The sequence below is a fragment of the Hyphomonas sp. genome (genome assembly GCF_041398385.1).
Taxonomy (GTDB): domain Bacteria; phylum Pseudomonadota; class Alphaproteobacteria; order Caulobacterales; family Hyphomonadaceae; genus Hyphomonas.
Map to the genome: position 1 here is coordinate 69,627 of NZ_JAWKUW010000009.1, position 21,642 is coordinate 91,268.

The following is a 21,642-nucleotide window of genomic DNA, read 5'->3' on the forward strand; positions in this document are numbered from 1 at the left end:
GCGCATTGTCTGCGCCTGTGGAGGGAAGGTGTGGCACGCGGCATTTTTGTCAGCTACCGGCGGGATGATACGGCGCATGTCGCGGGCCGGATCCATGACGCCCTGACGACGCGCTTCGGCCGCGACCGCATCTTCATGGATGTCGACAGCGTCGCGCCGGGCGAGGATTTTGTCCGCAAGATCGAAGACACGGTTGCCGCCTCGGGCGCCATGATTGTGGTCATGGGGCCGAACTGGCTGAATGCTCAGACGAAGGACGGCAAGCGCCGGATCGACCTGCCGGGAGACTTTGTGCGCCTGGAAGTGTCGAACGCGCTGAAGCGGGGCCTGCGGATCATTCCGGTCCTGGTCGATGGCGCGCCCATGCCGCGTGCGGAGGATCTTCCCGAAGACGTCGCCCAGCTCGTCCGCCACAATGCCGTGTCGATCAACCACACCACGTTCCGCCGCGATATTGCGGGCCTCCTCGCGCATGTCGATCCGCCGGGCCTGGTCGACCGGCTGAAATCGCCGCGTGTCATGGCACCGCTTGCGGCGGCGCTCGCCGTCCTCGCCCTCGCCGTGACCTTCTGGCCAAAACCCAATTCCGTTGCCGCGGCTGAGCGGCTGGCGGTGTCTTCGACCGTCTCGCTCGATGTCGAAGAGGATGACGGGTATCCGCCACCCCGCACAATGCTGGCGACCAGTTTCAAGGCGGAACGCTCGGCCGACGGCACATTGTCCATCCGTTCCGACCTGCCGTACCGGGAGCGTTTGCGCAGCGAGCGGAAGGTTTCCGGCGTTCCCTTCGATTCCGCAGTCTTCCCGATCAGCCTCGTTTCCATCCGCGTCGATGTCGACAATGCGCGTGACACGGCGCTGCCGGTCAGCGAGCTGCAGTTCGAAGTCATCTCGGCCGACCCCGACATGGCGGCCTTGCCGGTGGTGCGCGAAAACCAGTTCGACTACCGGGTGATCGTCGTCGCGAATGAGGGCTGGGGTCCGCTCGAAGATCCGGTGCTGACCGTCACGTCCTGGGGTGCGCCGGAGGCGGACTATGAAACGTCCTTCCGCGCCTGGCGCGACGGCGTCGAATTGTGGGATCCGTGTGCGGACCCGACACGGATCGTGCAGGGCGCCGGCACGCCGGTCACGGCCACGGCGATCGAGGGTAACGCCGATCATGTCCGCTTCGATCTTGAGAGCCAGTTCCCCGGCGGCTTCGGCGACTTGGAGTTTGTCTGCGCAATGGGAACGCTGGCCTATGTGAGCGAAGGCGAACCCATTGAACTGGCCTTCCGCTCACGGGTATCGAATTACGTGCCCCCCTACGCGGTCGCAGGCGTCGGTGTCGGCTTTTACGACCTTTACCTCGATCCCGACAGGGAAGGATATGTCGCTGTCGTCCCGGCCTTCGAGGACGTGCCCGCTGGCGAAACGGGCATATTCACCGTGCGCGTCAACACGTCCCGGACATCGGCCTTTCGCCTGCATCAGCGTGTTCGCACCGCTTCGGGTCAGACGATCGAGGGGGAAGAATTGTCGCTCGAAATTTTTGTCCCGAGGACCGTCCTGGCCTGGTTCGAACTCAATCCCGAAAAGTACATGCCGGTGCCGGACTGGGCGCTGGAGGGTGTTCCGGGCCGTGAGCATATTGCGACAGCCTCCTATGATCCGCAGGGACGGTCGGCCGCCATGATCGTGCTGGCCGAAGAAATCCCGGAAGACACCTGCAATGCCATGGCGGAAACCTTCGCCGAGCGGCTGAAATCCCTTACGGGCGGCGAGGACACAGACCTTCGCATCGACACCGAAGAGGGCGACAGCGCCTGCGAATGGTGGGCGGAGCGCTAGCGCTCAGAGGCGGTAGCTGATCGTCTTCGACGCGCGGGCGAAATCGTCGAGCTCTTCGAGGGCGAGCCGCTCCATCCGCACAACCGTCTCGGCCAGCGCCGCATCGCTTGATGCAGCATAGGACGTATCGAGAATATCCTGCCGGTAGCGTTCGAACCGCGTTGTCGACGGGTCGCTCAGGGTCGCATTCTCCAGCACCGTCTTGGAAATGCCGGCAATGAATGAGGTGACGGCCAGGAAGTCCGCCCAGCGGCCAATATCAGGCGCTGCCAGGATCTTGGCGATCAGCGAAGCAAACACGAGGCTCGCACCGGAAAGATAGAGAAGGTCCGCGGAAGAATTGAGGATGCGCCGGTTTTCGCCCAGCCGGTGCAGTTCGCTGGCGGCAAAGCGCTCCTGATACGCGATCCGGAGTTCCTTGAAGGCTGCGAGCGCGTCCGCGGCCAGCGGGCCGGGCGCCTCCGGGGAGGGCGGGGCGATCAGCGCCTTTGCAGGAACAAACGTGTCGAGCAGCGACATGCCGGCATTCAGCTCATTCTCGAGACGGACAAGTTCACCGGACGTCCACGCCGACACCGTCCTGGCAAGGTCTTCTTCAGACGCGGCGGCCGCGGCGTGGGCGTAGGCCTGGAACTTCAGCGACCGCAGCCGCTCGCAGGCGAACCGGTTGATCAGCCAACGGCGCTTTGCATGGCTGAACAGGATGTAGGCCTGCAACGCGATGCCCAATGCGGCCGCGAGCGCCATCGCAAAGGCGACATAGAACCTGCCCGCAAACACCGGCAGCACCAGCCCCTCGGCCACATTGTAGACGGAGCTGAGCGCGATCAGCAGGATCGAGATGCGGCCGAACAGGTGGTAGTCGCGCTTTCCGCGCACGGCCAGCGCCTCATGCCGCTTGAAGGCATCGTCAATGGCGGCGTTTTCGAGCAGGCTCCGGATACGCGGATAGAGGGCAAACGTCGCCTCGGTCGGGAACATGTCTCGATTGGCTGTCTGCATCACGCACGTCTCTCCCCGCCGGCCGGCCGTGGCTTTGTGAGTGGTTTCGCCCGCCGGAACGCAAAGCACAAGGGGTTTGCGACGCCCCGGTGCGCAGAGTATCCTGCATCGGCCCCATGCGGAGATGCAGATGCGGCTTATTTCATTCCCTGCCGGCCTCAAGGCTGCGGCGCTCGGCTTGGCGGCGTTTGGCCTGCCGGCTGAGGCGCAGCTTTCAGAGACTCGGAACCTGACCATCGGCTGGGCCGAGCCGGCGCCCGAGGGCAGCCACTGGCCGGAAGGCATCGGCGGAGACCTCGGCGCGCGCCTTGAGGCGGCAAAGGATGGCTGGGTCATCGTCGACTATTGGGCCAGCTGGTGCGGCCCCTGCATGGGCGAGCTGAAGGCCCTCAACGGCGCAAAGCCGGTCTATGCGGAGAAGGGCATCACGATCCTTGCCGCGAATGTCGACATCGCCGGCCGTGATACGCCGGTGGACGTAGCGCGCACGGTCATGAAGCTCAGCCTTGATGTGCTTGACCCGGTGCTGGCGTCCGGTGCGGACATCGACACGATGCTGGCGGCGGTCGGCGAAACGCGCAAGACGGCGAGCCTGCCGATCACCATTCTCTATGCGCCGGGCGGCAGACCCTTTGCCCTGCTGCAACAGACCGGCGGTATCGAGGCGGATAGCTGGACCGATCCGGGAATGCTGGCCTTCTTCGACGAACTTGCCGGCGCGGAGTGACGCAGGCTAGGCGAGCCTGTCTTCGACAATCGCCAGCGTGTGGTCGCGTGCCTTCAGCAGCACGATGTCGGCATGTTCCTTCAGCGGTGCGATGTGCTCGCGCAAATTCGGCAAATTGATCCGCTCCCAGACGGACTGCGCAAACACCAGAAGTTCCGGCTCGCTCATGTGCAGGAAGTTTGCATAGAAAGACGTGGCGTCCTCCCGCGCTGCATTCCACAGGCGCACGAAGCGCTCAAGGAACCAGGCAAGCAGGTCGTCTTCCGTCGCGTCGAGATAGATCAGGAGGTCCGGCTCGCGCTCGGGCCGCGGCGGCGGCGAGAGCGGGCGGAAGCCGAGGCCTTCGAGGATCAGGATGTCCGGCTGCGCGATGGTGCGGGTGAGAGCCGGGTCGATGTCGTAGGTGACATGGCTGTAGCCCGGAAAGTCCGCCTGGCCGCGCGCCAGTGCTTCCAGTGCGTCCCCGATGGCGCCCGTGTCATAGGTCTCCGGAAACCCCTTTCGCAGGGTCAGGTCGCGCTCCGCCAGCACAGCGTTCGGATAGAGGAAGCCGTCTGTGGACATGGTTTCCACACGGTACGTGTCATCCAGTACATCGGCGAGGCCGCGCGCGAGCGTCGTCTTGCCCGACGCGACCGAGCCGGTGAGGCCCGCGACCAGGCCTTCATGCCGGACGCGGATCTGGCCCAGCCGCCGGGCCAGTGCCGCAATCCCGTCTGTGCTGTCGGCCATGTCCGCGATCCCGATGCGTTGTGCGCCGCGATCCTAGCCGCTCCGCCGACCGCTTGCTAGCCGGGCATGACGAAGCCGCAGGACTGGCATTTGAGCTTCCGTCGCGCAGGAATGAAAGGAATGCCGAACTGGACGATCAGCGGGATCCAGAGCCAGTTCTTGAGGCGGACGAGTTCCCGCGCGCCGCACCGCAGGCAGATGTGGTCATCGTCGGCCGCCGGGGGCGGTGCCATGGTCGTTTCCCGGAGCAGGGTCCGGGCGGCCGTCTCATCCGGGGCCGGCACGGCGAGTTCATAGCCGCCAAGCGCAACGCGCAGGGCCGGGTTCATGTTCAGGTGATGCTCGTTCAGGATGACGGCATCGAACCCGCTCGCCTGCAGCAGGCCTCGTGCGCAATAGGCCTCTTCCGGGCCGTAGAATGTCGCGATGCGAACATGGCTCATCTGCACTACATGACCCCGGCCCTGCCGGTGTGCAAGTTCTGGAAAGTCAGCGCCGGGCCGTCAGCGTTTCGCCCTCTCCGGTCAGCAGCACCAGCGCGATGCGCTTCCGGTAGGTGATGATGTTGCCGCGCACGGTTTCGATGACCACAGGCACCTCCTCTTCCAGCGCCGCTGCGACGGAGGAGTCCGGCGCGGTCGCGCTTGTGCATCCGCCGGCGACGGCCAGCAGGGCGAGGGGAAGGATTGACATCGTCAGGCGCATATCGGGTCTCCATAAAGTCCGGAAGCCTGATGCCTGGCGGGCCGGTCAGACGGTCCGCTTCGACTTGTCTTCCGCATTGCTGGCCTCAATGGCGGCGCGGGCCGCATCCCATTGCTCGTCGCCCCATGCAGCGAGCGCCGAGAAATTGCCGCCCGACGCATTATACATAGCACCGTCGATGGCGATTGTTTGTCCATTTATATACTCGCAGCCAGGCGCCATGAGCAGGACGGCAAGATTCACCAGCTCGTGCATCTCGCCGACGCGGCCCATCGGGTTGGCCACGCCGCGCTCCATGCTGCTTGTCCCGGAATCGGGCGAGAGCCGTGCCCAGGCGCCCTTGGTGGGGAAGGGGCCCGGCGCAATCGCATTGAATCGCAGGCCATAGCGGCCCCATTCCACAGCGAGAGATTGCGTCATCGTGTTGATCGCTGCTTTCGACATGGCCGACGGTACGACGAATGGCCCGCCATTCCACACCCAGGTCGTCAGGATGGAGCACACGTTGCCCTTCCGCTTCTGCTCGATCCAGCGCTTGCCGATGTCATGCGTCATGTAGAACGAGCCACGGAACACGATGTTGGCGATCGCATCGAAGCCGCGGATGGAGAGGTCTTCCGTGCGCGAAATGAAATTGCCGGCCGCATTGTTCATCAGGCCCGTGAGCGGCCCATGCGCCGACCAGATCTTGTCGTTCATGTCGGAAATCGCATCCGGCACGCGGATGTCGCAGGCATGGGGCACGACCTTGCCGCCATGCTTGCCCATCAGTTCCTCGGCCGTCTCCTCGCAGACGCCGCCGCGCCGGCCGCAGATATGCACTTCCGCGCCCAGCATCAGGAAGCCTTCGGCCATTTCCTTGCCAAGGCCGGTGCCGCCGCCGGTAATCAGGATACGCTCATCCTTCATCAGCCCGTCGCGGAACATGAGTTTCGATGTATCCATGTCGGATCCTCCCATTTGTTTATGGGGAAGATCATAGGGCGGACGCCGGGCCCGCACAGCCCGTGACGTGGCGTCAGAGCCTATTTCCGGAAGGGCAGCGTCGCGAGGCGCCAGAGCACCCAGGCCGGCAGCACCACCGTCGCCCCGGCAAGGGCCGGTTTCCAGAAATTGGTGACGGCCCAGCCTGCCGCCGCGGCCGCCTGTTTCGCAACGGCCATCAGCGCGGCCGGAATGTTCGTGTCCGGATGGGAAGGGTTGAAATTCGACGCCATGACAAAGAACCCAACCAGGATGCAGAGACCGGTCAGCTTCAGCGCGCCCCAGAAACTGATGCCGAACAGGCGGCGCAGCAGGGGGCGCTTTGCAGGTATTGCCGTCACCGGCGGCAGTGGGGAAACAGGCGGGTCGGCCGGGGGCGGCGCCTCAGTCATCGCCCGGCGCGCTCATGGGGCCGCTTTCGCCCACATCCACCTTGCCCTTGTAGGGCACATTGACCTGGTGCGGGAACGGGATGGTGATGCCGTTTGCATCGAAGGCTTCTTTCACGGCCTTGGTGATCTCGCCGCGAATGTCGATAAATTCCTGCGTCGGCACGAAGGCGCGCAGGCGCACCTGCACGCTGGACGAGGCAAGGGCATGGATGCCGACCCAGATTTCGTCCTTGGCCAGGATCCGCGGATGATCCGCCGCAACGCCTTTCACGAGGGCGAGGGCGGTGTCCATATTGTCGTCATACGAAATGTCGAAATAGAGGTCGAGCCGGCGCCGGGTGAGGCGCGTGAAGTTGATCAGCGGGTCCGCCCACACCTTGTCATTGGTGACGGTGACGATCTTGTTGTCGATCTGCTTCACCTGCGTGAGGAAGGGCGTAATGTCGGTCACCTCGCCTTCAAGGCCCGCGACATTCACATAATCGCCGATCCGGAACGGCCGGAAAATCGCCAGCATGATGCCCGCCGCGACCGCCTTCAGCGTGTCCTGTAGGGCAAGCCCGATGGCAAGGCCGGCCGCGCCCAGCAGCGCCGCCAGCGACGCGGTCGGAAAGCCGAGCTGCGTCAGCGCGAAAACGATGGCGACCGCGAAGATCAGGTATTTGAACATCGAGGCCGCGAAGGCGAACAGCGTGTCGTCCGTGCCGGCGCGCTGGTGGGCCTTGCGGCCGAACCGGCGCAGCGAGCGGGCGATACTGTTGGCGATGATGACCGCGAAGATGAGAATGGCGACGGCGGCCACCGCGCCCGGCCCGCGCTTCTCGACAATCGCTTCCCAGTCATACCCGGCAAGGCCGAGGGGAATGGGGCTGAGGATGATCAGCGCAAAGATGCGCGACACCGACGCCGCGAGATCCCAGGTCGAGCCTTCGAATTCCCGGTTCTTCGGATTGAGGCGCTTGCCGACGAACAGCACGGCGAGCCGGATCAGGGCGGCAACGAACCAGATGCCAATGACCGACAGGAGCACGAAGCCCCATCGTTCCACGAAAGGTTCAATCGCAGCAGCCCAGGGCGGCCAGCCTGTCGTGTCGATGTTCAGCTTCATTCCTGCCTTCTGTCATGTGCCGCGGGCGCATTCAACCGGCCTGTCTGCTGATGTTCACCTGGTGCGGATAGGGGATGGAGATGCCGGCTGCGTCGAGCGCTTCCTTCACGGCCTGCGTCAGGGCCCACCGGGCCTCCCAATAGTCGTCCGTCTTCACCCAGGGACGGGCGATGATATCGACGGAACTGGCGCCAAGCGTGTTGACGCGCACCACCGGGGCAGGGTCGGCCAGTACCATGGCATTGGCCTTCACCGTCCGCTCGATCACGCCGATCGCATTCTCGATTCCGTCGCCATAGTCGATGCCGAAGACGAGATCGATGCGGCGGGTCGGATAGCCTGCATAGTTCTTGATGACGCCGGAAATCGCCTGGCTGTTCGGCACGATGATCTGCACATTGTCCGGTGAGGCGAGAATGGTCTGGAACAGGCTGATGTCCTTGACCGTGCCGCCTTCGCCGGCAAGCTCGACATACTGGCCCACACTGTAGGGCCGGAACAGCATGATCATGATGCCGGACGCGATATTGCCGAGAGCCCCCTGCAGCGACAGGCCGATGGCCAGGGTCATCGCGCCGAGAATGGCGACGAAGCTCGTCGCCTGCACGCCGAACAATTGCAGCGCCGCAATCAGCGTCGCCGCAGTCAGCATCCAGCGGACGATCGAGGCGAAGAAACTGCCCAGCGTGTCGTCGATGTTCGGGCGCTTGACGGCCAGGTTGCGCACGGTGCCGGCAACCCACCCGGCGACGCGCAGGCCGAGGATGAGGACGATGAGGGCGCCGACGGCCTTCAGGCCGTAGCCGAGCAGCACCGGCCAGTATTCTTCAAGCGCAGCGTTCCAATCGATATTGGCGAACAGGTCCATGGGATTACTCCGTTCAGATCAGGCCGGGATGCGGCTGCCGTCGGCGCCGCGGAAGATGCGCAGCGCCAGCACGAGTATCCCCGTCACGCCGGTCATGATGGCAAGCCACCCCATGCCGGTCCCGATCCAGTTATTGGCAACAATGCCGAGAAGGCCCCAGGCAAGGGCCGCGAAAAACCAGAGGCTGCGGCTGACATAGCGCGCAAACATCCAGGCGCCAAATGCTGCGATGCCGAGGGATGTCCAGAGCATCTGCCAGGGCAGGTCGGTTGCGCCGAGTGTCGTGAAACCGCGAATCACCAGCGGCACGGAGATGGCGGCCGCCACCAGAATCCAGCCGGACAGCAGCCCCGTCGCGGCGTCCGCGACAAGTTTTTCCGGGCTTCCGCCCATGCCGCGCATGCGGTCGAACCGTGCGGCAGACAGCCACGCGGCGATCCCGATAGGCGCCAGCAGCACGAAATCCACAAGCTGTGAAACGATCAGCTGGGCGCTCAGCATCCACAGGATATTGCCAAGACCTGCCAGCGTCAGCGGGGCTGCGATCCGCGCCATCCAGGCTTCGCGCCTGCGATAGAAAATCACCGCAAAAGCAAGAAAAGCCCCAAAAATAAGGCTCCAGATCGAAAAGAAGACCGGCAGCGGCTGTTCCGGCGCGCCAAGGCCGCGCGTCGCCGTCCCGATCGGCGTACCGAAGTGGAGCACAGGCGCAAGCGCGCCGGCAAAGGGCTGGACCAGCGCAACGACCAGGCAGGCAAGCGGAAGGTAAGATTTCATCAACCAATTCCTTGAGGCATTCGGCTGTAAAGAAAATTGGCCGCAACTGAAAAAAAGCAAGGCAGGCGGGCTTTTTTGCGCTATTCGCCTGCCGACTCATATGAGTCCAAACAGAGGAATTTGCTCATGGCAAAAGCACCCGTGGCCAAGAAGGCCGCTGCGAAACCGGCCGCAAAAGCGGCGCCGGCAGCTAAAAAAGTTGTCACCGTTACGCTGCGCCAAATGGCAGCTGAACTCGCCGACGCTCACGGCATGACGAAGAAGCAGGCTGAAGCCGTGCTGAACGATCTTGTCGAGCGCACGACGAAACGCCTCAAGAAAGGCGAGAAGGTCCGCTTCACCGGCCTTGGCACGATGGAAGTGCGCAAGCGCCCGGCCCGCATGGGCCGCAACCCGGCAACGGGCGAAGCCATCAAGATCAAGGCTTCGAAGAAGGTCGCCTTCCGCGTCGCAAAAGAACTGAAGGAATCCGTCTGATCACAGACGAAGTCCTGAACTTCGGGGGCCGGGCGTGCAAACGTCCGGCCCTTTTCTCTTGGCCTATTCGGACAGCAGCGCTTCCAGCGTTTCCAGCCGGTCGGCCTCGTTCGCCGGCTTGTCCCAGCGGATGCGGTTGATGCGCGGGAACCGCATGGCGATGCCGGATTTATGGCGCGGCGAGCGTTGCAGTCCCTCGAAGGCGACTTCCAGCACAAGCTGTGGCGTCACCGACCGCACCGGCCCGAAGCGCTCGATCGTGTTGGCACGGACGAATTTGTCGAGTTCCTTCAGCTCCTCGTCCGTGAAACCGAAATAGGCCTTGCCCACTGGCGTCAGGTTATCGTCCTTCCAGACGCCGAAAGTGAAGTCGGAATAGAAGCCGGAGCGCCGCCCATGACCACGCTGGGCGTAAAGCAGCACGGCGTCGACCAGATACGGGTCGCGCTTCCACTTGTACCATTGTCCCGCAGGGCGCCCTGCCAGGTAGGGGCTGTCCCAGCGCTTCAGCATCAGGCCCTCGATTTCCGGTGCCGGCGGGTTCATCCGCAGCCGGTCCAGCGCGGCAAGATCGCTGATCGGAACCAGCGGCGAAAGATCGAGCCGGGCAGAGCCATGCCGGCCGACGAAGTCTTCCAGCGCGCCGCGCCTCTGCCGGAAGGTCAGACTGCGAAGATCTGCGCCGCCGTCATGCAGCAGGTCATACGCCCGGATGAAGGCCGGGTGGCTGTCCATCTGCTTCTTGGTGACCGTCTTGCGGTTGAGCCGCTGCTGCAGCGCATTGAACGGCGCGACGCTGTTGCCGTCCTCGCCGCGCACGAGCAGTTCGCCGTCGAGCGTTCCCTCGAAATCCATCGCGGCCAGCACATCGGGGAAGCTGTGGGAAATGTCGTCGCCCGTCCGTGTATAGATCCTCCGTATACCGCGCTCTGAGGAGGCCTGCACCCGCACGCCGTCATATTTCCATTCGGCTGCGAAATTCTCCGGCGTGATCAGTCCGGGGTCGACGGCGTCAGGCGCATCGCGCTCCGATTTCGGGATCAGCGGATGGGCCAGCATGACCGGCCGGAACGGCGCGGCAATATCCGGCGACGGCCGCTCGCCTTGCCCGGTGAGCCAGGCGAACAGCGACTCATAGGGCGGGGCAAGCCCGTGCCAGATCTCTTCGATCTCCGTCACGTCGACATCGCCCATCTGCGCCAGCGCGGTCTTGGCCATGCGCGCCGAGACGCCGATGCGCAGGCCCCCCATGATCAGCTTCAGCAGCGCCCAGCGCCCCGTCACGTCCAGCCCGTCCAGCCAGTTCGCCACGAGGCGCGGCGCCTCGGCGCGTGTTGCCGTCTCCAGCGTCTCCACGATTTCGGCAAGGGGAGGCGAGCGGTTTGTCCCGTGCTGGCCTTGCCAGACGAGGCTCACCGTTTCGGCGAGGTCGCCGACATAATCATAGGAGAGCCCGAACAGGACCGGGTCCATCCGCTCTTCCATCAGGCCGCGAATGGCGCCCGCCTTGATACTTTTCAGGTCCAGTTCGCCGGTGATCGCGGCAAGGGCGTAGCCCCGGTCGGGGTCCGGCGCGTGCTCGAAATAGGATTTCAGCAGGTGCAGCTTCCCGTTGCGCGACGGCGTCAGGATGAGGCGCTCAAGAAGTTCGGCAAAGGCTTGCATGCGGCAGATATAGCGTGGCCCGCCAGTGGCGGGCCAGCGCAGCAGGGTCGGAAAGTCTCGGGAAGTCTATTCTTCGTCGCCCATGGTGTCCTCCTCGGGAACGGTCCCGGACACAATATCCATGAAATCGCGCATCGACACCAGCGTGTTGATCGCATCCGCTGCGCCGTCGGCCGAGGCGGAGCCGCCGCAGGCCGAATCGAAATTGATCCGGCGGCTGGCGGAATTACGCGCAAGATTGATGAAGAAGATCTGGCCGGCATCGTAATAGTCAGGGCAGGTGCTGGGATTGCCCTCAAGGATGTCCAGCGTGCCCTGGAAGGCGTAGAAGCCCTGCGACTGGAAGGTATTGCCGACATCATCATACAGCCCGTCGCGGCCCTGTCCGGAGATGACGCCATCTTCCGCCGTCCGCTGCCAGTAATTGTCCGGGTCCAGCAGCACATTCACCACCGGGCAGCCGTCGAGACAGCTCGTCACCGACAGGCTGATCGTGTTCGGCCCGCCAACCGGCATGTCATAGTCGATTGCCTCGGACGGCAGCACGTCCGGTTCCTCAGCGGGGGCCGCAGGCTCCGCGGGCGCCGTCACCGCCGGTTCGGCCGGCGCGCGGGTGGCCAGCGGATTGTATTGCCCGAGATCGGTCTCGCAGGCGGACAGCGCCAGGGCCAGCAGGGGCAGGGCAGCAGCGGTGAGGGTGCGTTTCATCGGCAAGTCTCCGGATCGGCTTCACACAGGGTCATGACGGACGCCATCCAGTCCTCGTAACCCTGAAGATTTGTGTAACGTCCATTATAGTCCCCGGCACAGAATTCGCCGGTCGTGCGGTTCTGCTCGACCACCGACAGGACGCCGACGACGGTCTTCGAGCCGTCCTCTTCCGTCACATAGAGCGGGCCGCCGCTGTCGCCGACGCAGGGGCCGGCGCCGCCCTGGCTCGCGACATAAATGGTTGCCGGGCCGGTCGAGTTGATGCGGATATTCGCTGCCAGCAGGTCGGGCGAGAGCTGGCCGCCGAAGCTGGTGATGCCCCATCCGGCCATGTCGGCGGTCGGGTAATTGGCCGGTGCCAGCGCCTTCTGCGTATCGCCATAGCGCGCGATGGGCACATCGCCGAGCGCGGCGACCTCGTCCGCGTCGAGCCGGATCAGGGCGATATCATTGGCGTAGCTGTTGGCGGTGCCGCCATAGCCGGCATGGCAGACGGCCAGCTGGCCCTCTGTGATCTTCGCCAGTGGCGAGCGCAGGTTTTCCGCGTCGCCGATGATGCGCAGCTCGTCATAGGGCTGGTCCACACAGTGGGCGGCGGTGACGAGCCAGTTTTCGGAGATGCGGGTGGCGCCGCAATGGCCGCTGGAGATCCCGCCCGATTCGGTCGGCTTGCGTGGTTCCAGCTTCACGATGCCGGGGAAGTTCACGAGGCTGGCAGCGAGGGCGTTCACAGCAGAGGCGCCAACCGTCGGTTCGGCGAGTTCCGTTGCGCCGGCAACAGAGGCAACCGTCGGCGTCGGCGTGTCGTCCGGCTCGAGGCCACAAGAGATCGCATTGATCGAGGCGAGCGTGACGACCGGTGTATCCGTGTCGGCGGAGGCCGTGTCTTCCCCCGCTTCGCCGTCGGAATCCGCGTCTGAAGATTGATCGTCGGAGGTGGTGTCGTTGACTTCACCGTCGCCGGAATCGCGGTCCACCGTCGGCGTTGTGTCTTCCGTCCCGTCTTCGGGCAGGAGTTCCGGCGGTGCCTCGTCGGACGGCCCCGCATCCGGCCCGATCTGGTCCTGACCGGCATCGACGGCGACGTCTTCGGGCGGCTGGACGGTTTCGTCCTGCTTTTGCTCAACCGGATTAAAACCCGGCACCTTCACCGCATCGCAGGCCGGCAGGGCAGCCAGCATCATGAGGGCTGACCCGATCAACAGGTGGCGTTTCATCTCGACATCCCCTTCTGGAACACCTTACCGGGCGCAGTTAAGGCCTGCCACCCGCGCGGGGTCAACCGGCCTCTTCGTCATACCCGACCAGACGCAGCGGCCGGGCCCGCCGGCCTTCCAGTTCCGCCCAGCGCACGAGCGCGTCCTCGCGGCCATAAGTGACCCAGAGTTCGTGGGGGTCCACCTCCCGCACCGTATCGGTCAACTCGTCCCAGTCGGCATGGTCGGAAATGATCAGCGGCAGCTCCACCCCGCTCGCCTTGGCGCGCTGGCGCACGCTCATCCAGCCGGACGCGAACCCGACCAGCGGATCGGGGAAACGGTGGCTCCACTTGCCTTCAAATGAGCCGGGCGGCGCGATGACGACATGCCCGCGATAGGCCTCCCGCGCCGCTTTCGACGTGTCGTCGATCGTGGCCGGGCGCAGGTCTCCCATCGGCACGCCGGCCGCCTCATACACGGCGCACAGTTTTTCGAGGCTGCCATGGATGTAGATGGGCGCGTCATGCCCCGCCAGGCGCAGGTGCCGGATGATCCGCTGTGCCTTGCCCAGCGAATAGGCGCCGATGCAGTGCGTGCGGTCGGGAAAGTCCGCCAGGCTCTGCAACAGCTTGCCGACCTCATGCTCCGTAGGCGGATGGCGGAACACCGGCAGGCCAAACGTCGCTTCTGAGATAAAGACGTGGGTGCCATCCACGGGCTCGAAGGTCGCGCAGGTCGGGTCCGCCCGGCGCTTGTAGTCGCCGGTGAACGTCATGCGCAGGCCCTTGTATTCCACCGTAATCTGGGCCGAGCCCAGAATGTGCCCCGCCGGCGTCAGCCAGACCGACACGCCATTGATGTCGATGACCTCGCCATATTCCAGCGCCTGCGTGGATTTCGCGAAATTCGCCCCATAGCGCGCCGCCATGATCGCCAGCGTGTGCGGATGCGACAGCACCGCACCATGCCCGCCGCGCGCATGATCCGAATGGCCATGTGAAATGACCGCCCGGTCCACCGCGCCCCGCACCGGATCGAGATAAAAATCCCCCGGCGGGCAATAAAGCCCTTTCGGCGTCGGCTGCAGCAGGAGGTCCGGGCGAAGCATCCCCCCAATCTAGGGCGCACTTCGCCGGGGAGAAAGCTCAGGCCGCCGCCCGGCTGTTGAAGAGGCGGGTGACCTGCCTGTATTCCGCTTCAGCCCCGGCCGGGGAGGCGTGCTTGCCCATCCTGAAGCGCCTGCCGTCCGTATCGATCAGCGTGACGCGCCAATAGTCCGGCCCGTCGGAAGATGTGTCTTCCTCCACTTCCAGGCGCGTGCCGTCCTTCGGCTGGAAGGTCAGGATGCGCGGACGTCCGATAAAGGACCGGGCGATGATGCGGATACGCCCCGGCCGGATCGTCCAAAACACGTTCCTTCCGTAGAGACCGCCAAGAATGAACGCACCGCCGACGCTTGCAGCGCCGAGCGCGAACACGGCGGCAATCGCGGTGAACGGTGTCACCGGCCAGAACAGGCGGCGCAGCTCCCAGAACGGCATCAGGACGACGAACACGCCGATCCCGGCCAGAATGGCGCGCAGCGGCACAGGCATCCGGTCGCGAAATTTCAGGATCTGCTTTTCGTCCGGCACATCATCCCCCGCCAATACCGCAGCGACCCTATTTAATGGCGGTAAACGGGCGACGAAGACGGTCGTTGGAATTGCCGGGCAGGGGCGTCAGTCGGCCTCTTCCTTCGCCAGTTCCGCCGCAGCCTTGGAAAGATAGATCCAGGTCGCGCCGAGCGGGATGACATATTCGTTCTCGCCCCAGAAGAAGGGATAGTCTTCGCGGTTTTCGGGATAGTCCGGCTTCAGGATCAGGACGCCCGGCACCACGCCGCCCGCGATGAAGGAAAAGTCCGCGCGGTTCGATCCATAGGCCACCTTCTTCGACTGCGCCCCGACGCCGGAGACGAAGGAAAGATTGTGCGCCGGGTGGCGGCCGAGGACAAAGTCGAAGCCATCCAGCACCTGCTGTTTCGAGACCAGTTCGGGCCAGGCGGCATGGATCGCATCCGCCGTGATCGCTGACCCGATGACCCCGCCGGACCCGGCCCAGCCGCCCCGCGTGATCTGCACGCCGAAAGGATTGTCGGCGCGGGCCTCTTTTTGCTGCGCCACCCATTTCACGGCGCTGGCTTTCAGGCGTTTGTCGAATTTCTTGTCCATCAGCGGGCGGAGGGAGATGAGTGTTGACGCCGTGAAGCCGAAGAAGGGTTCGGCGTCGGCATACCCGTCATTGACGGCCTTGGCATACTGCTTGTCGCCCGTCGCCTTCAACAGCTCGGCCGCCGCCAGCAGGCGCTCGGCCTCCAGCGGTCCGCCGGTCGTATTGCCCCAGCGATAGAGGTCCGGCTCGCGGCCGATCTCATCTGCGAACGTGGCCTTCGCCTGCGCCAGTGCCTTGTCGGCGAGCGCGTCGTCATAGCCGCGCAGGGCACGCGAAGCGGCGGCAAGGCCGGCGGCGGCGCCGTATTGCAGCGCGCTCGACCGGCTGGTGAAGGCCCAGCGGTCATCCGGCACGCCTGACTTTCCATCCACTGCTTCGCCGGGGGCGAGGCTGGCGTCATAGACGAACCGGTCCGTCTTGCTGCCCGCGTCGCCCAGGTGCGTGTACTGATCGAGGTCCGGCGCGACGATGCCATGAATGGCAAAGCCGACCGCATCGAACTGGGCCAGCAGCTGCAGCGTGCCATGCTTGATCTGCTGCTGGATATCCGGCGCCCCGTCCGGCACATGGATGTCGGCGCGATTGAGGGTCCAGTCCACTTTCACCGTGTCGCGGGCCGGGGCAAAGCGCTCCCACGCCGCCACGAGGCCCCGCACCGTGCCATACTGGCTTTGCGTGCGGATGTCGAAATCGCCCGCATCGAACCAGCCGCCGACATTCAGGCCCGGAATATGCTCCATCGGCGCGAAGGCCGTGTCGGTCGTCGGGCCCTGGGCGTAGAGGTCATGGTGCTCATGGTTCACCGGCGCCTGCAGCGCATCGTCCATGTGCGCGGGGCCATGCCAGACGCGATAGGCCTCGTTCACATACATATGATCCATCTGTACCGGGAAGAAGACATCATTGGTCGCGTGCCACGCCGTGTCATAGGCCGTCTCGGAAATCGGGAACGCCTCCGAGCGCTGGCCGTCATAGTCCAGCACATAAAGCCCCGGCATCCGCACGGCGGAGAAGTCAAAGCTCGCATAGGTGTAGCGCAGGTAATCGCCCCAGACATGTGGCGAGCCCTTCATCACTTCATGCTCGCTGCCATCGTCCATGAGCCGGATCAGCCGCATCATGCCGGGCGGCCCGGCACGCCGGTCGAGTTCGACCATCGCCACCTTGTTGCGACCCGGCGTGTAGCCGAGCTGGTTATAGGAGACGACCGGCGCGCGCACCCAGTCCGCCTGTACAGCAGGATCGAAGCGCCATTCCAGCAGGCGCCCGGTCTTGCCGGCAGGCAGGATGCCGCGGGCGACAAACCAGCCATTGCTGGCCTGATCGCGCCCGTCATAGAGCGCGATCGTGCCGTCAGGGGAGGAGACTCTGACGGCATGGTCTGCGTCGCCCGCGGCAAGCACGAAGGCGTGTCCGGTGGCAAGGGGAAGGGGATCGGCGGCTGCGCCGTCAGGGCGCGGGCCGCCGGGGCGGGGGGTCATGTCGCTGGCCGGGTAATCCGGCAGGATGGCGGGCTGGCCGTCCACCAGGATGCCCTTGCCGCCATAGGCCGACGGCACGAATTCAAGGTTGAAGCCCGCCTTCCCGGCGAGACTCTCCGGCACCGGCGCGTCCGAATTGACGGAGATGACATAGGCGCCGTTATCCCGCTCCACCCGGATCGTGTAGTCGAAACCTGCATCTGTATAGGAAAGATCGGCCTCGATGACGCCCGCTTCGCGGTCGACGCGGCGTTCCTTGAAGCTGCCGATCATTTCCCACTGGCCCGGCGTCGCTTCGAGGCGCACATCGCCATTGGTCACCGTGCGGATGCCGTGGTGGATCAGCTCGACGCCGGAAATCTTGGCGTCGGCGAACAGGCCGTCATACCAGTTGGAGAAGACCAGAAGGTCGGCGCCCGGCTCGCTGAAATACTCGCCCTCGGTGATTTCCTGCGCGACGGCGCCCGGCCCCATGGCGAGCGCCGCCAGCGACAGGCAGGCGGATTTCAGGCCAAAGCGCCGGTGAGTCATCGTTTCCTCCATTCCGGCGCAGCTTTTGTGTTCTGGTTTGCGCCCCAGAAAATGTTAGCGCAAACAATTCCCGCTACGCAAGGCCTTTCGGATCACGTTCTCGTGCAGCTGGCCAACTGAATCGCCATACTTGCGACACGAACGCCTGTGCATAGACTGGCTCGCGTCCAGGGAGAGTCATGTCATGCGTTTTGTCCGGTCCGTTTTCGCCTCCACAGCCGCGCTGGCGCTTGTTGCGCTGCCGTCCATGGCCCAGGAGGGCGGCAATACGGACATCATGGACAAATCCCTCGCGGCGGGCTGGAAGGCGGGCTTCGTCTGCTCCGACACCTTCGTCGCCGGCATGAGCCTGCCCGAAATCCAGAATACCGACCTCGACGGCATCTATCCGGACTTCCAGCGCGATTTCGACCGCCTGCCGCCGCCGAAGATCGACATGGGCCGCAAGATCGTGACGGTCCAGTACGACACCGCGATGCCGCCGCGCATCGCCGCTTACCGGCCGGGCTTCGGCTGCACCCAGCTGCCGGCGGGCTCCGACGAAAGCATGGTCGACTTCCTGCCGCACTTTGCCAGCTGGCCGGACAGCCCCCGCGAAGACCGCGGCAGCGCCATCGGCTCCAATGTGAAGGTCAGCCTGCGGACGGAAGAGGCCGAGCGCCTCGAAATCCCGGTCTCCTTCGCCTTTGACGAGCGCACCTATGGCGACGGCACCCGCACCAGCGCCGTGGTCGTCGTGCGCGACGGCCAGATCGTCGCCGAGCGCTATGCCCGCGGCATCGATCATGAAACGCCCCAGCGCACATGGTCGGCCGCCAAGTCGCTGACCGCCACGATCCTCGGCGTCGCCCGCCGCCAGGGCAAGATCGACATCGACTATCCCGCCGTGATCGAAGCGTGGGATTCCGGCGCCGACCCGCGCCGCAACATCACCATCCGGAACCTGCTGCACATGGCGAGCGGCCTCGACAGCGGCGAGTCCGGCTCGCGCACCGACCGGCTGTATTTCGGCGGCGGGCGCGTCGTCGACCAGGCCGCCTCCGGCGTGATGGAAGCCGAGCCGGGCACGCGCTGGAAATACTCGAACAACGACACCGTCATCGCCATGCGCGCCTTGCGCGAAGCGCTGGACGACGACAACGCGTTCCACCGCTTCCCGTACGAACAGCTGCTGCACAAGATCGGCGCCATGCACACGACGCTCGAAGTCGACTGGAACGGCGACTTCATTTCCTCCAGCCAGGTCTGGTCCACGGCGCGTGACCTCGCCCGCATCGGCCAGCTCTACCTGCAGGATGGCATGTGGGGCAATGAGCGCCTCCTGCCCGAAGGCTGGGCCCAGTTCGTGCGCACGCCGGCCCCGTCCCAGCCTGAAGACGGCCCCGGATACGGCGCCCAGTTCTGGCTGATGAACGATGCCCCCGGCGTGCCGGAAGGCACCTTCTACATGGCCGGCAATCGCGGCCAGTATGTCGTCATCGTGCCCGGCATGAACACCATCATCGTGCGCCGCGGCTTCGACCCGATCGGCCGCACACGGTTCGACATCAACGCCTTCACCCGCGACACGCTGCTGGCCCTGCAGGCCGCCGAAGACGAGCGCAACGCCGTCATCGCCGAGAACGAAGCCATCGAGGCCGAGATCGAAGCCCTGATCGAGGAGAAGCGCGCGCGCAGCGAAAAGGCGCAGGCCAAGATCCGCGCCGACGTGCTGGAGAAATACGGCCGCACCGAATAGGGCGCAGGTTATTTCTGGCCGCTCGCCGTTTCGGGCAGGGCGGTCAGGCCCGTGATCTGCCGGTGTTCATTCTGCGAGAATTTCTGCATCATGGCTGAGCCGGCGATGTTCAGCGTCATTTCGCGGATATAGGTGCGCCCGTCCGGGGCATAGGCGCACGCGACCTTCATGCGGAACGTGTTGACCTTTGCCACCGGCATCGGCTTGAACGGCTTTTCGTTGAACATCTCGAACGCGGTGATAACAGGCGTCTCCTTGGAGACGGTGACGCGGCCAGTGAGGTGCTTGTAGGCCTTGGCCATGTCGTCATCGCCTTCGTCCGGAATAGGGCGGAATGTGTAGGTGGCTTCGGCCTGCGATTCTGAAATAAGCTCGGCATCGTCCGGAATGTTGCTCGCAAAATTGCTGCACCAGACATCGCCCTTGGTGTGTTCCTTCAGTCGCGCGACCCGCTTTGCCGCTTCCTTGTCCAGCGTGCTTTCGTCCGGCGAGACGACGGTGAGGCGGCTGCCCTCCGGCTGTGACGGGTCGACTTTGGTTTTCAGGTCCAGCGTGTCGTCCTGGAAGGTCACGTCGAAGACATAGAGCGGCCCGTCCTCCGAGGCCTTGCGCGCATCTTCCAGCGGGGTGCCGGCCAGCGCAGGCAGGGCCGCCCAAGCAGGCAGAAGGGCCGCAAGGACAAGGCGGGTCAGGGGCAAGCGGGGCATGTGGCAGTCTCCGGAAGCAGGGTCCGGCAGCAACCATGACCGATCGGGGCTGGAAAAAAAGACGGAAACATCGTGTCTTGCTGTAGTTTAATGGAATCCCATGCCCGACAGCGCGCGCCTCCCCGCATTTACCTTGCCCGAGCCTTTCGCAGGCTGGTTCGGTGCGCGCGGCTGGCAGGCCCGGCCGCACCAGCTTCAGCTCGCCGAAGCCTCCCTTGCAGGCGAGAGCGCGCTGCTGATCGCGCCCACCGGTGGCGGCAAGACGCTCGCCGGTTTCCTCGGCAGCCTGATCGAACTCTCTCATCCTCCCCCGCTTGCGGAGGAGGTGCCCGAAGGGCGGAGGGGGGACTTCGAGGGGGCAGACGTCGGACGTGCGGATAGGGCCCCCTCCGACCGCTTCGCGGCCACCTCCTCCGCAAGCGGGGGAGGACGAAGGCCCGCTCTCCACACGCTCTATATCTCTCCTCTCAAGGCGCTGGCGACTGATGTGCAGCGAAACCTGATGATGCCGGTGGAAGAGATGGGCCTGCCTATCCGCATCGAGACACGCACAGGCGACACCCCGCCGCATGTGCGCCAGCGCCAGCGGAAAACCCCGCCGGACATTCTTCTCACCACGCCCGAACAGCTGGCCCTCTTCATTGCCTCCGATCATGCAAAGGAATTTTTCGCAGACCTCAAATGCGTGATCATCGACGAGAGCCACGCGATCGCCGCCTCCAAGAGGGGAGACCTTCTCTCCCTCGGCCTCGCCACGCTGGCGCACTGGGCACCGCAGTGCCGCTTCCTTGGCCTCTCGGCCACCGTGCGCGACCCGCAGGGGCTGGCCGACTGGCTGGATGTGCGGGGCGATGGTCGGGACGTCCGCATCCTGACGGCTGACGGCGGCGTCTCTGCCGAGGTCGACATCCTCATCTCCCGCGAGCGCATCCCGTGGAGCGGGCATTCCGGCCGCTTTGCCGTGGGCGAAGTCTATGAGGCGATCAAGGCGGCGACCATGACGCTCGTCTTCGTCAATACACGCAGCCAGGCGGAGCTGATGTTCCAGGAACTCTGGAACGTGAACGAGGATGGCCTGCCCATCGCGCTGCATCACGGCTCGCTGGCGCGCGAACAGCGCGAGAAGGTGGAGGCCGCGATGGCGGCGGGCAAGCTGAAAGCGGTCGTCTGCACCTCCACGCTCGATCTCGGCATCGACTGGGGCGAGGTGGACCTCGTCGTCCAGATGGGCGCGCCAAAAGGCGCCGCGCGCCTTATCCAGCGCATCGGCCGCGCCAATCACCGCATGGACGAGGCAAGCCGCGCCGTTCTGGTGCCCACCAACCGGTTCGAAATCCTCGAATGCCGCGCCGCCGAGGCTGCGGTCGAGGCGGGTGAGATCGACGGGGAGGGCCTGCGCACCGGGGCGCTCGACGTCCTCGCCCAGCACATCATGGGCCGGGCCTGCGGCGACGGGTTCGAGCTGGCGGACCTCTATGAGGAAATCGTGCGGGCCGGGCCTTATCGCGATCTCGACTGGGAGACGTTCGAACGCATCGTCGATTTCGTCGCCAATGGCGGCTATGCGCTGAAGACCTATGACCGCTTCCACCGCATCGTGCGCCGGCCGGACGGGCTCTGGGTCGCGCGCACGCCGAAGGATGCGCAGGCCCACCGCATGAATGTCGGCGCCATCGTGGAATCCCCGATGCTCTCGGTGCGGATGGCCAGTTTCGTGGGTGGCAATCCTCCCCCGCTTGCGGGGGAGGTGGCCGCGAAGCGGTCGGAGGGGGGATTGCGGACTCGTGGCGG

21 protein-coding genes are annotated in these 21,642 nt (G+C 64.9%); 5 read left to right on the forward strand and 16 right to left on the reverse strand.

Features of this window, described 5'->3' with window-relative positions:
* Window positions 1-30: 30 nt before the first annotated feature.
* Window positions 31-1,833: a toll/interleukin-1 receptor domain-containing protein gene (locus R3C13_RS14270; RefSeq protein ID WP_371311509.1), complete on the forward strand. Its 1,803-nt coding sequence runs from the start codon at window positions 31-33 to the stop codon at window positions 1,831-1,833.
* A 3-nt stretch (window positions 1,834-1,836) separates the two neighbouring features.
* On the opposite strand, the gene R3C13_RS14275 is transcribed toward R3C13_RS14270, so the two are convergent.
* Window positions 1,837-2,838, reverse strand: coding sequence for a hypothetical protein (locus tag R3C13_RS14275; RefSeq protein WP_371311510.1), 1,002 nt, complete (start codon window positions 2,836-2,838; stop codon window positions 1,837-1,839).
* Between the two features lie 127 nt (window positions 2,839-2,965).
* Here R3C13_RS14275 and R3C13_RS14280 point away from each other — a divergent pair, with 127 nt between their 5' ends.
* A complete protein-coding gene (locus R3C13_RS14280) occupies window positions 2,966-3,562 on the forward strand; it encodes a TlpA disulfide reductase family protein (protein WP_371311511.1) in 597 nt (198 codons plus the stop codon).
* A 6-nt stretch (window positions 3,563-3,568) separates the two neighbouring features.
* Here R3C13_RS14280 and R3C13_RS14285 read toward each other — a convergent pair whose 3' ends face one another.
* The 8 genes from R3C13_RS14285 to R3C13_RS14320 form a co-directional block, all read right to left on the reverse strand.
* Window positions 3,569-4,294: a hypothetical protein gene (locus R3C13_RS14285; protein WP_371311512.1), complete on the reverse strand. Its 726-nt coding sequence runs from the start codon at window positions 4,292-4,294 to the stop codon at window positions 3,569-3,571.
* A gap of 56 nt (window positions 4,295-4,350) precedes the next feature.
* A complete protein-coding gene (locus R3C13_RS14290; RefSeq protein WP_371311513.1) occupies window positions 4,351-4,737 on the reverse strand; it encodes a hypothetical protein in 387 nt (128 codons plus the stop codon).
* A 46-nt stretch (window positions 4,738-4,783) separates the two neighbouring features.
* Window positions 4,784-4,999 (reverse strand): hypothetical protein, encoded by a 216-nt coding sequence (locus tag R3C13_RS14295; RefSeq protein ID WP_371311514.1) that lies wholly within the window; start codon window positions 4,997-4,999, stop codon window positions 4,784-4,786.
* A gap of 45 nt (window positions 5,000-5,044) precedes the next feature.
* Window positions 5,045-5,944 (reverse strand): SDR family oxidoreductase, encoded by a 900-nt coding sequence (locus tag R3C13_RS14300; RefSeq protein ID WP_371311515.1) that lies wholly within the window; start codon window positions 5,942-5,944, stop codon window positions 5,045-5,047.
* A gap of 80 nt (window positions 5,945-6,024) precedes the next feature.
* The gene (locus tag R3C13_RS14305) at window positions 6,025-6,375 is read right to left on the reverse strand and encodes a hypothetical protein (RefSeq protein WP_371311516.1); all 351 of its coding nucleotides are present in this window, start codon (window positions 6,373-6,375) and stop codon (window positions 6,025-6,027) included.
* On the reverse strand, window positions 6,368-7,483 hold the full coding sequence (locus tag R3C13_RS14310) for a mechanosensitive ion channel family protein (protein WP_371311517.1): 1,116 nt from the start codon (window positions 7,481-7,483) through the stop codon (window positions 6,368-6,370). Before R3C13_RS14310 ends, R3C13_RS14305 begins: the two co-directional genes overlap by 8 nt.
* 31 nt (window positions 7,484-7,514) lie before the next feature.
* The gene (locus R3C13_RS14315) at window positions 7,515-8,351 is read right to left on the reverse strand and encodes a mechanosensitive ion channel family protein (RefSeq protein WP_371311518.1); all 837 of its coding nucleotides are present in this window, start codon (window positions 8,349-8,351) and stop codon (window positions 7,515-7,517) included.
* A gap of 18 nt (window positions 8,352-8,369) precedes the next feature.
* Window positions 8,370-9,128: a hypothetical protein gene (locus tag R3C13_RS14320; RefSeq protein ID WP_371311519.1), complete on the reverse strand. Its 759-nt coding sequence runs from the start codon at window positions 9,126-9,128 to the stop codon at window positions 8,370-8,372.
* 126 nt (window positions 9,129-9,254) lie between these two features.
* Here R3C13_RS14320 and R3C13_RS14325 point away from each other — a divergent pair, with 126 nt between their 5' ends.
* Window positions 9,255-9,605: an HU family DNA-binding protein gene (locus R3C13_RS14325; protein WP_371311520.1), complete on the forward strand. Its 351-nt coding sequence runs from the start codon at window positions 9,255-9,257 to the stop codon at window positions 9,603-9,605.
* Window positions 9,606-9,668: 63 nt separating this feature from the next.
* Here R3C13_RS14325 and R3C13_RS14330 read toward each other — a convergent pair whose 3' ends face one another.
* The 6 genes from R3C13_RS14330 to R3C13_RS14355 form a co-directional block, all read right to left on the reverse strand.
* Window positions 9,669-11,270: a cisplatin damage response ATP-dependent DNA ligase gene (locus R3C13_RS14330; protein ID WP_371311521.1), complete on the reverse strand. Its 1,602-nt coding sequence runs from the start codon at window positions 11,268-11,270 to the stop codon at window positions 9,669-9,671.
* A 66-nt stretch (window positions 11,271-11,336) separates the two neighbouring features.
* Window positions 11,337-11,978: a hypothetical protein gene (locus R3C13_RS14335; protein WP_371311522.1), complete on the reverse strand. Its 642-nt coding sequence runs from the start codon at window positions 11,976-11,978 to the stop codon at window positions 11,337-11,339.
* Entirely contained in the window at window positions 11,975-13,198 is a 1,224-nt protein-coding gene (locus tag R3C13_RS14340) for a trypsin-like serine protease (protein ID WP_371311523.1), read from the reverse strand. Before R3C13_RS14340 ends, R3C13_RS14335 begins: the two co-directional genes overlap by 4 nt.
* Before the next feature lie 61 nt (window positions 13,199-13,259).
* Window positions 13,260-14,288: a ligase-associated DNA damage response exonuclease gene (locus R3C13_RS14345; protein WP_371311524.1), complete on the reverse strand. Its 1,029-nt coding sequence runs from the start codon at window positions 14,286-14,288 to the stop codon at window positions 13,260-13,262.
* 37 nt (window positions 14,289-14,325) lie between these two features.
* Window positions 14,326-14,814: a hypothetical protein gene (locus tag R3C13_RS14350; RefSeq protein ID WP_371311525.1), complete on the reverse strand. Its 489-nt coding sequence runs from the start codon at window positions 14,812-14,814 to the stop codon at window positions 14,326-14,328.
* An 87-nt stretch (window positions 14,815-14,901) separates the two neighbouring features.
* Window positions 14,902-17,406 (reverse strand): glycoside hydrolase family 9 protein, encoded by a 2,505-nt coding sequence (locus R3C13_RS14355; protein ID WP_371311526.1) that lies wholly within the window; start codon window positions 17,404-17,406, stop codon window positions 14,902-14,904.
* Between the two features lie 184 nt (window positions 17,407-17,590).
* Here R3C13_RS14355 and R3C13_RS14360 point away from each other — a divergent pair, with 184 nt between their 5' ends.
* Window positions 17,591-19,144, forward strand: coding sequence for a serine hydrolase domain-containing protein (locus R3C13_RS14360; RefSeq protein ID WP_371311527.1), 1,554 nt, complete (start codon window positions 17,591-17,593; stop codon window positions 19,142-19,144).
* Between the two features lie 8 nt (window positions 19,145-19,152).
* Here the strand turns inward: R3C13_RS14360 and R3C13_RS14365 are convergent, their stop codons facing one another.
* Window positions 19,153-19,851 (reverse strand): hypothetical protein, encoded by a 699-nt coding sequence (locus tag R3C13_RS14365; protein WP_371311528.1) that lies wholly within the window; start codon window positions 19,849-19,851, stop codon window positions 19,153-19,155.
* Between the two features lie 100 nt (window positions 19,852-19,951).
* Here R3C13_RS14365 and R3C13_RS14370 point away from each other — a divergent pair.
* Window positions 19,952-21,642: DEAD/DEAH box helicase (locus R3C13_RS14370; RefSeq protein WP_371311529.1), on the forward strand; the 1,691-nt coding region annotated here is incomplete at its 3' end.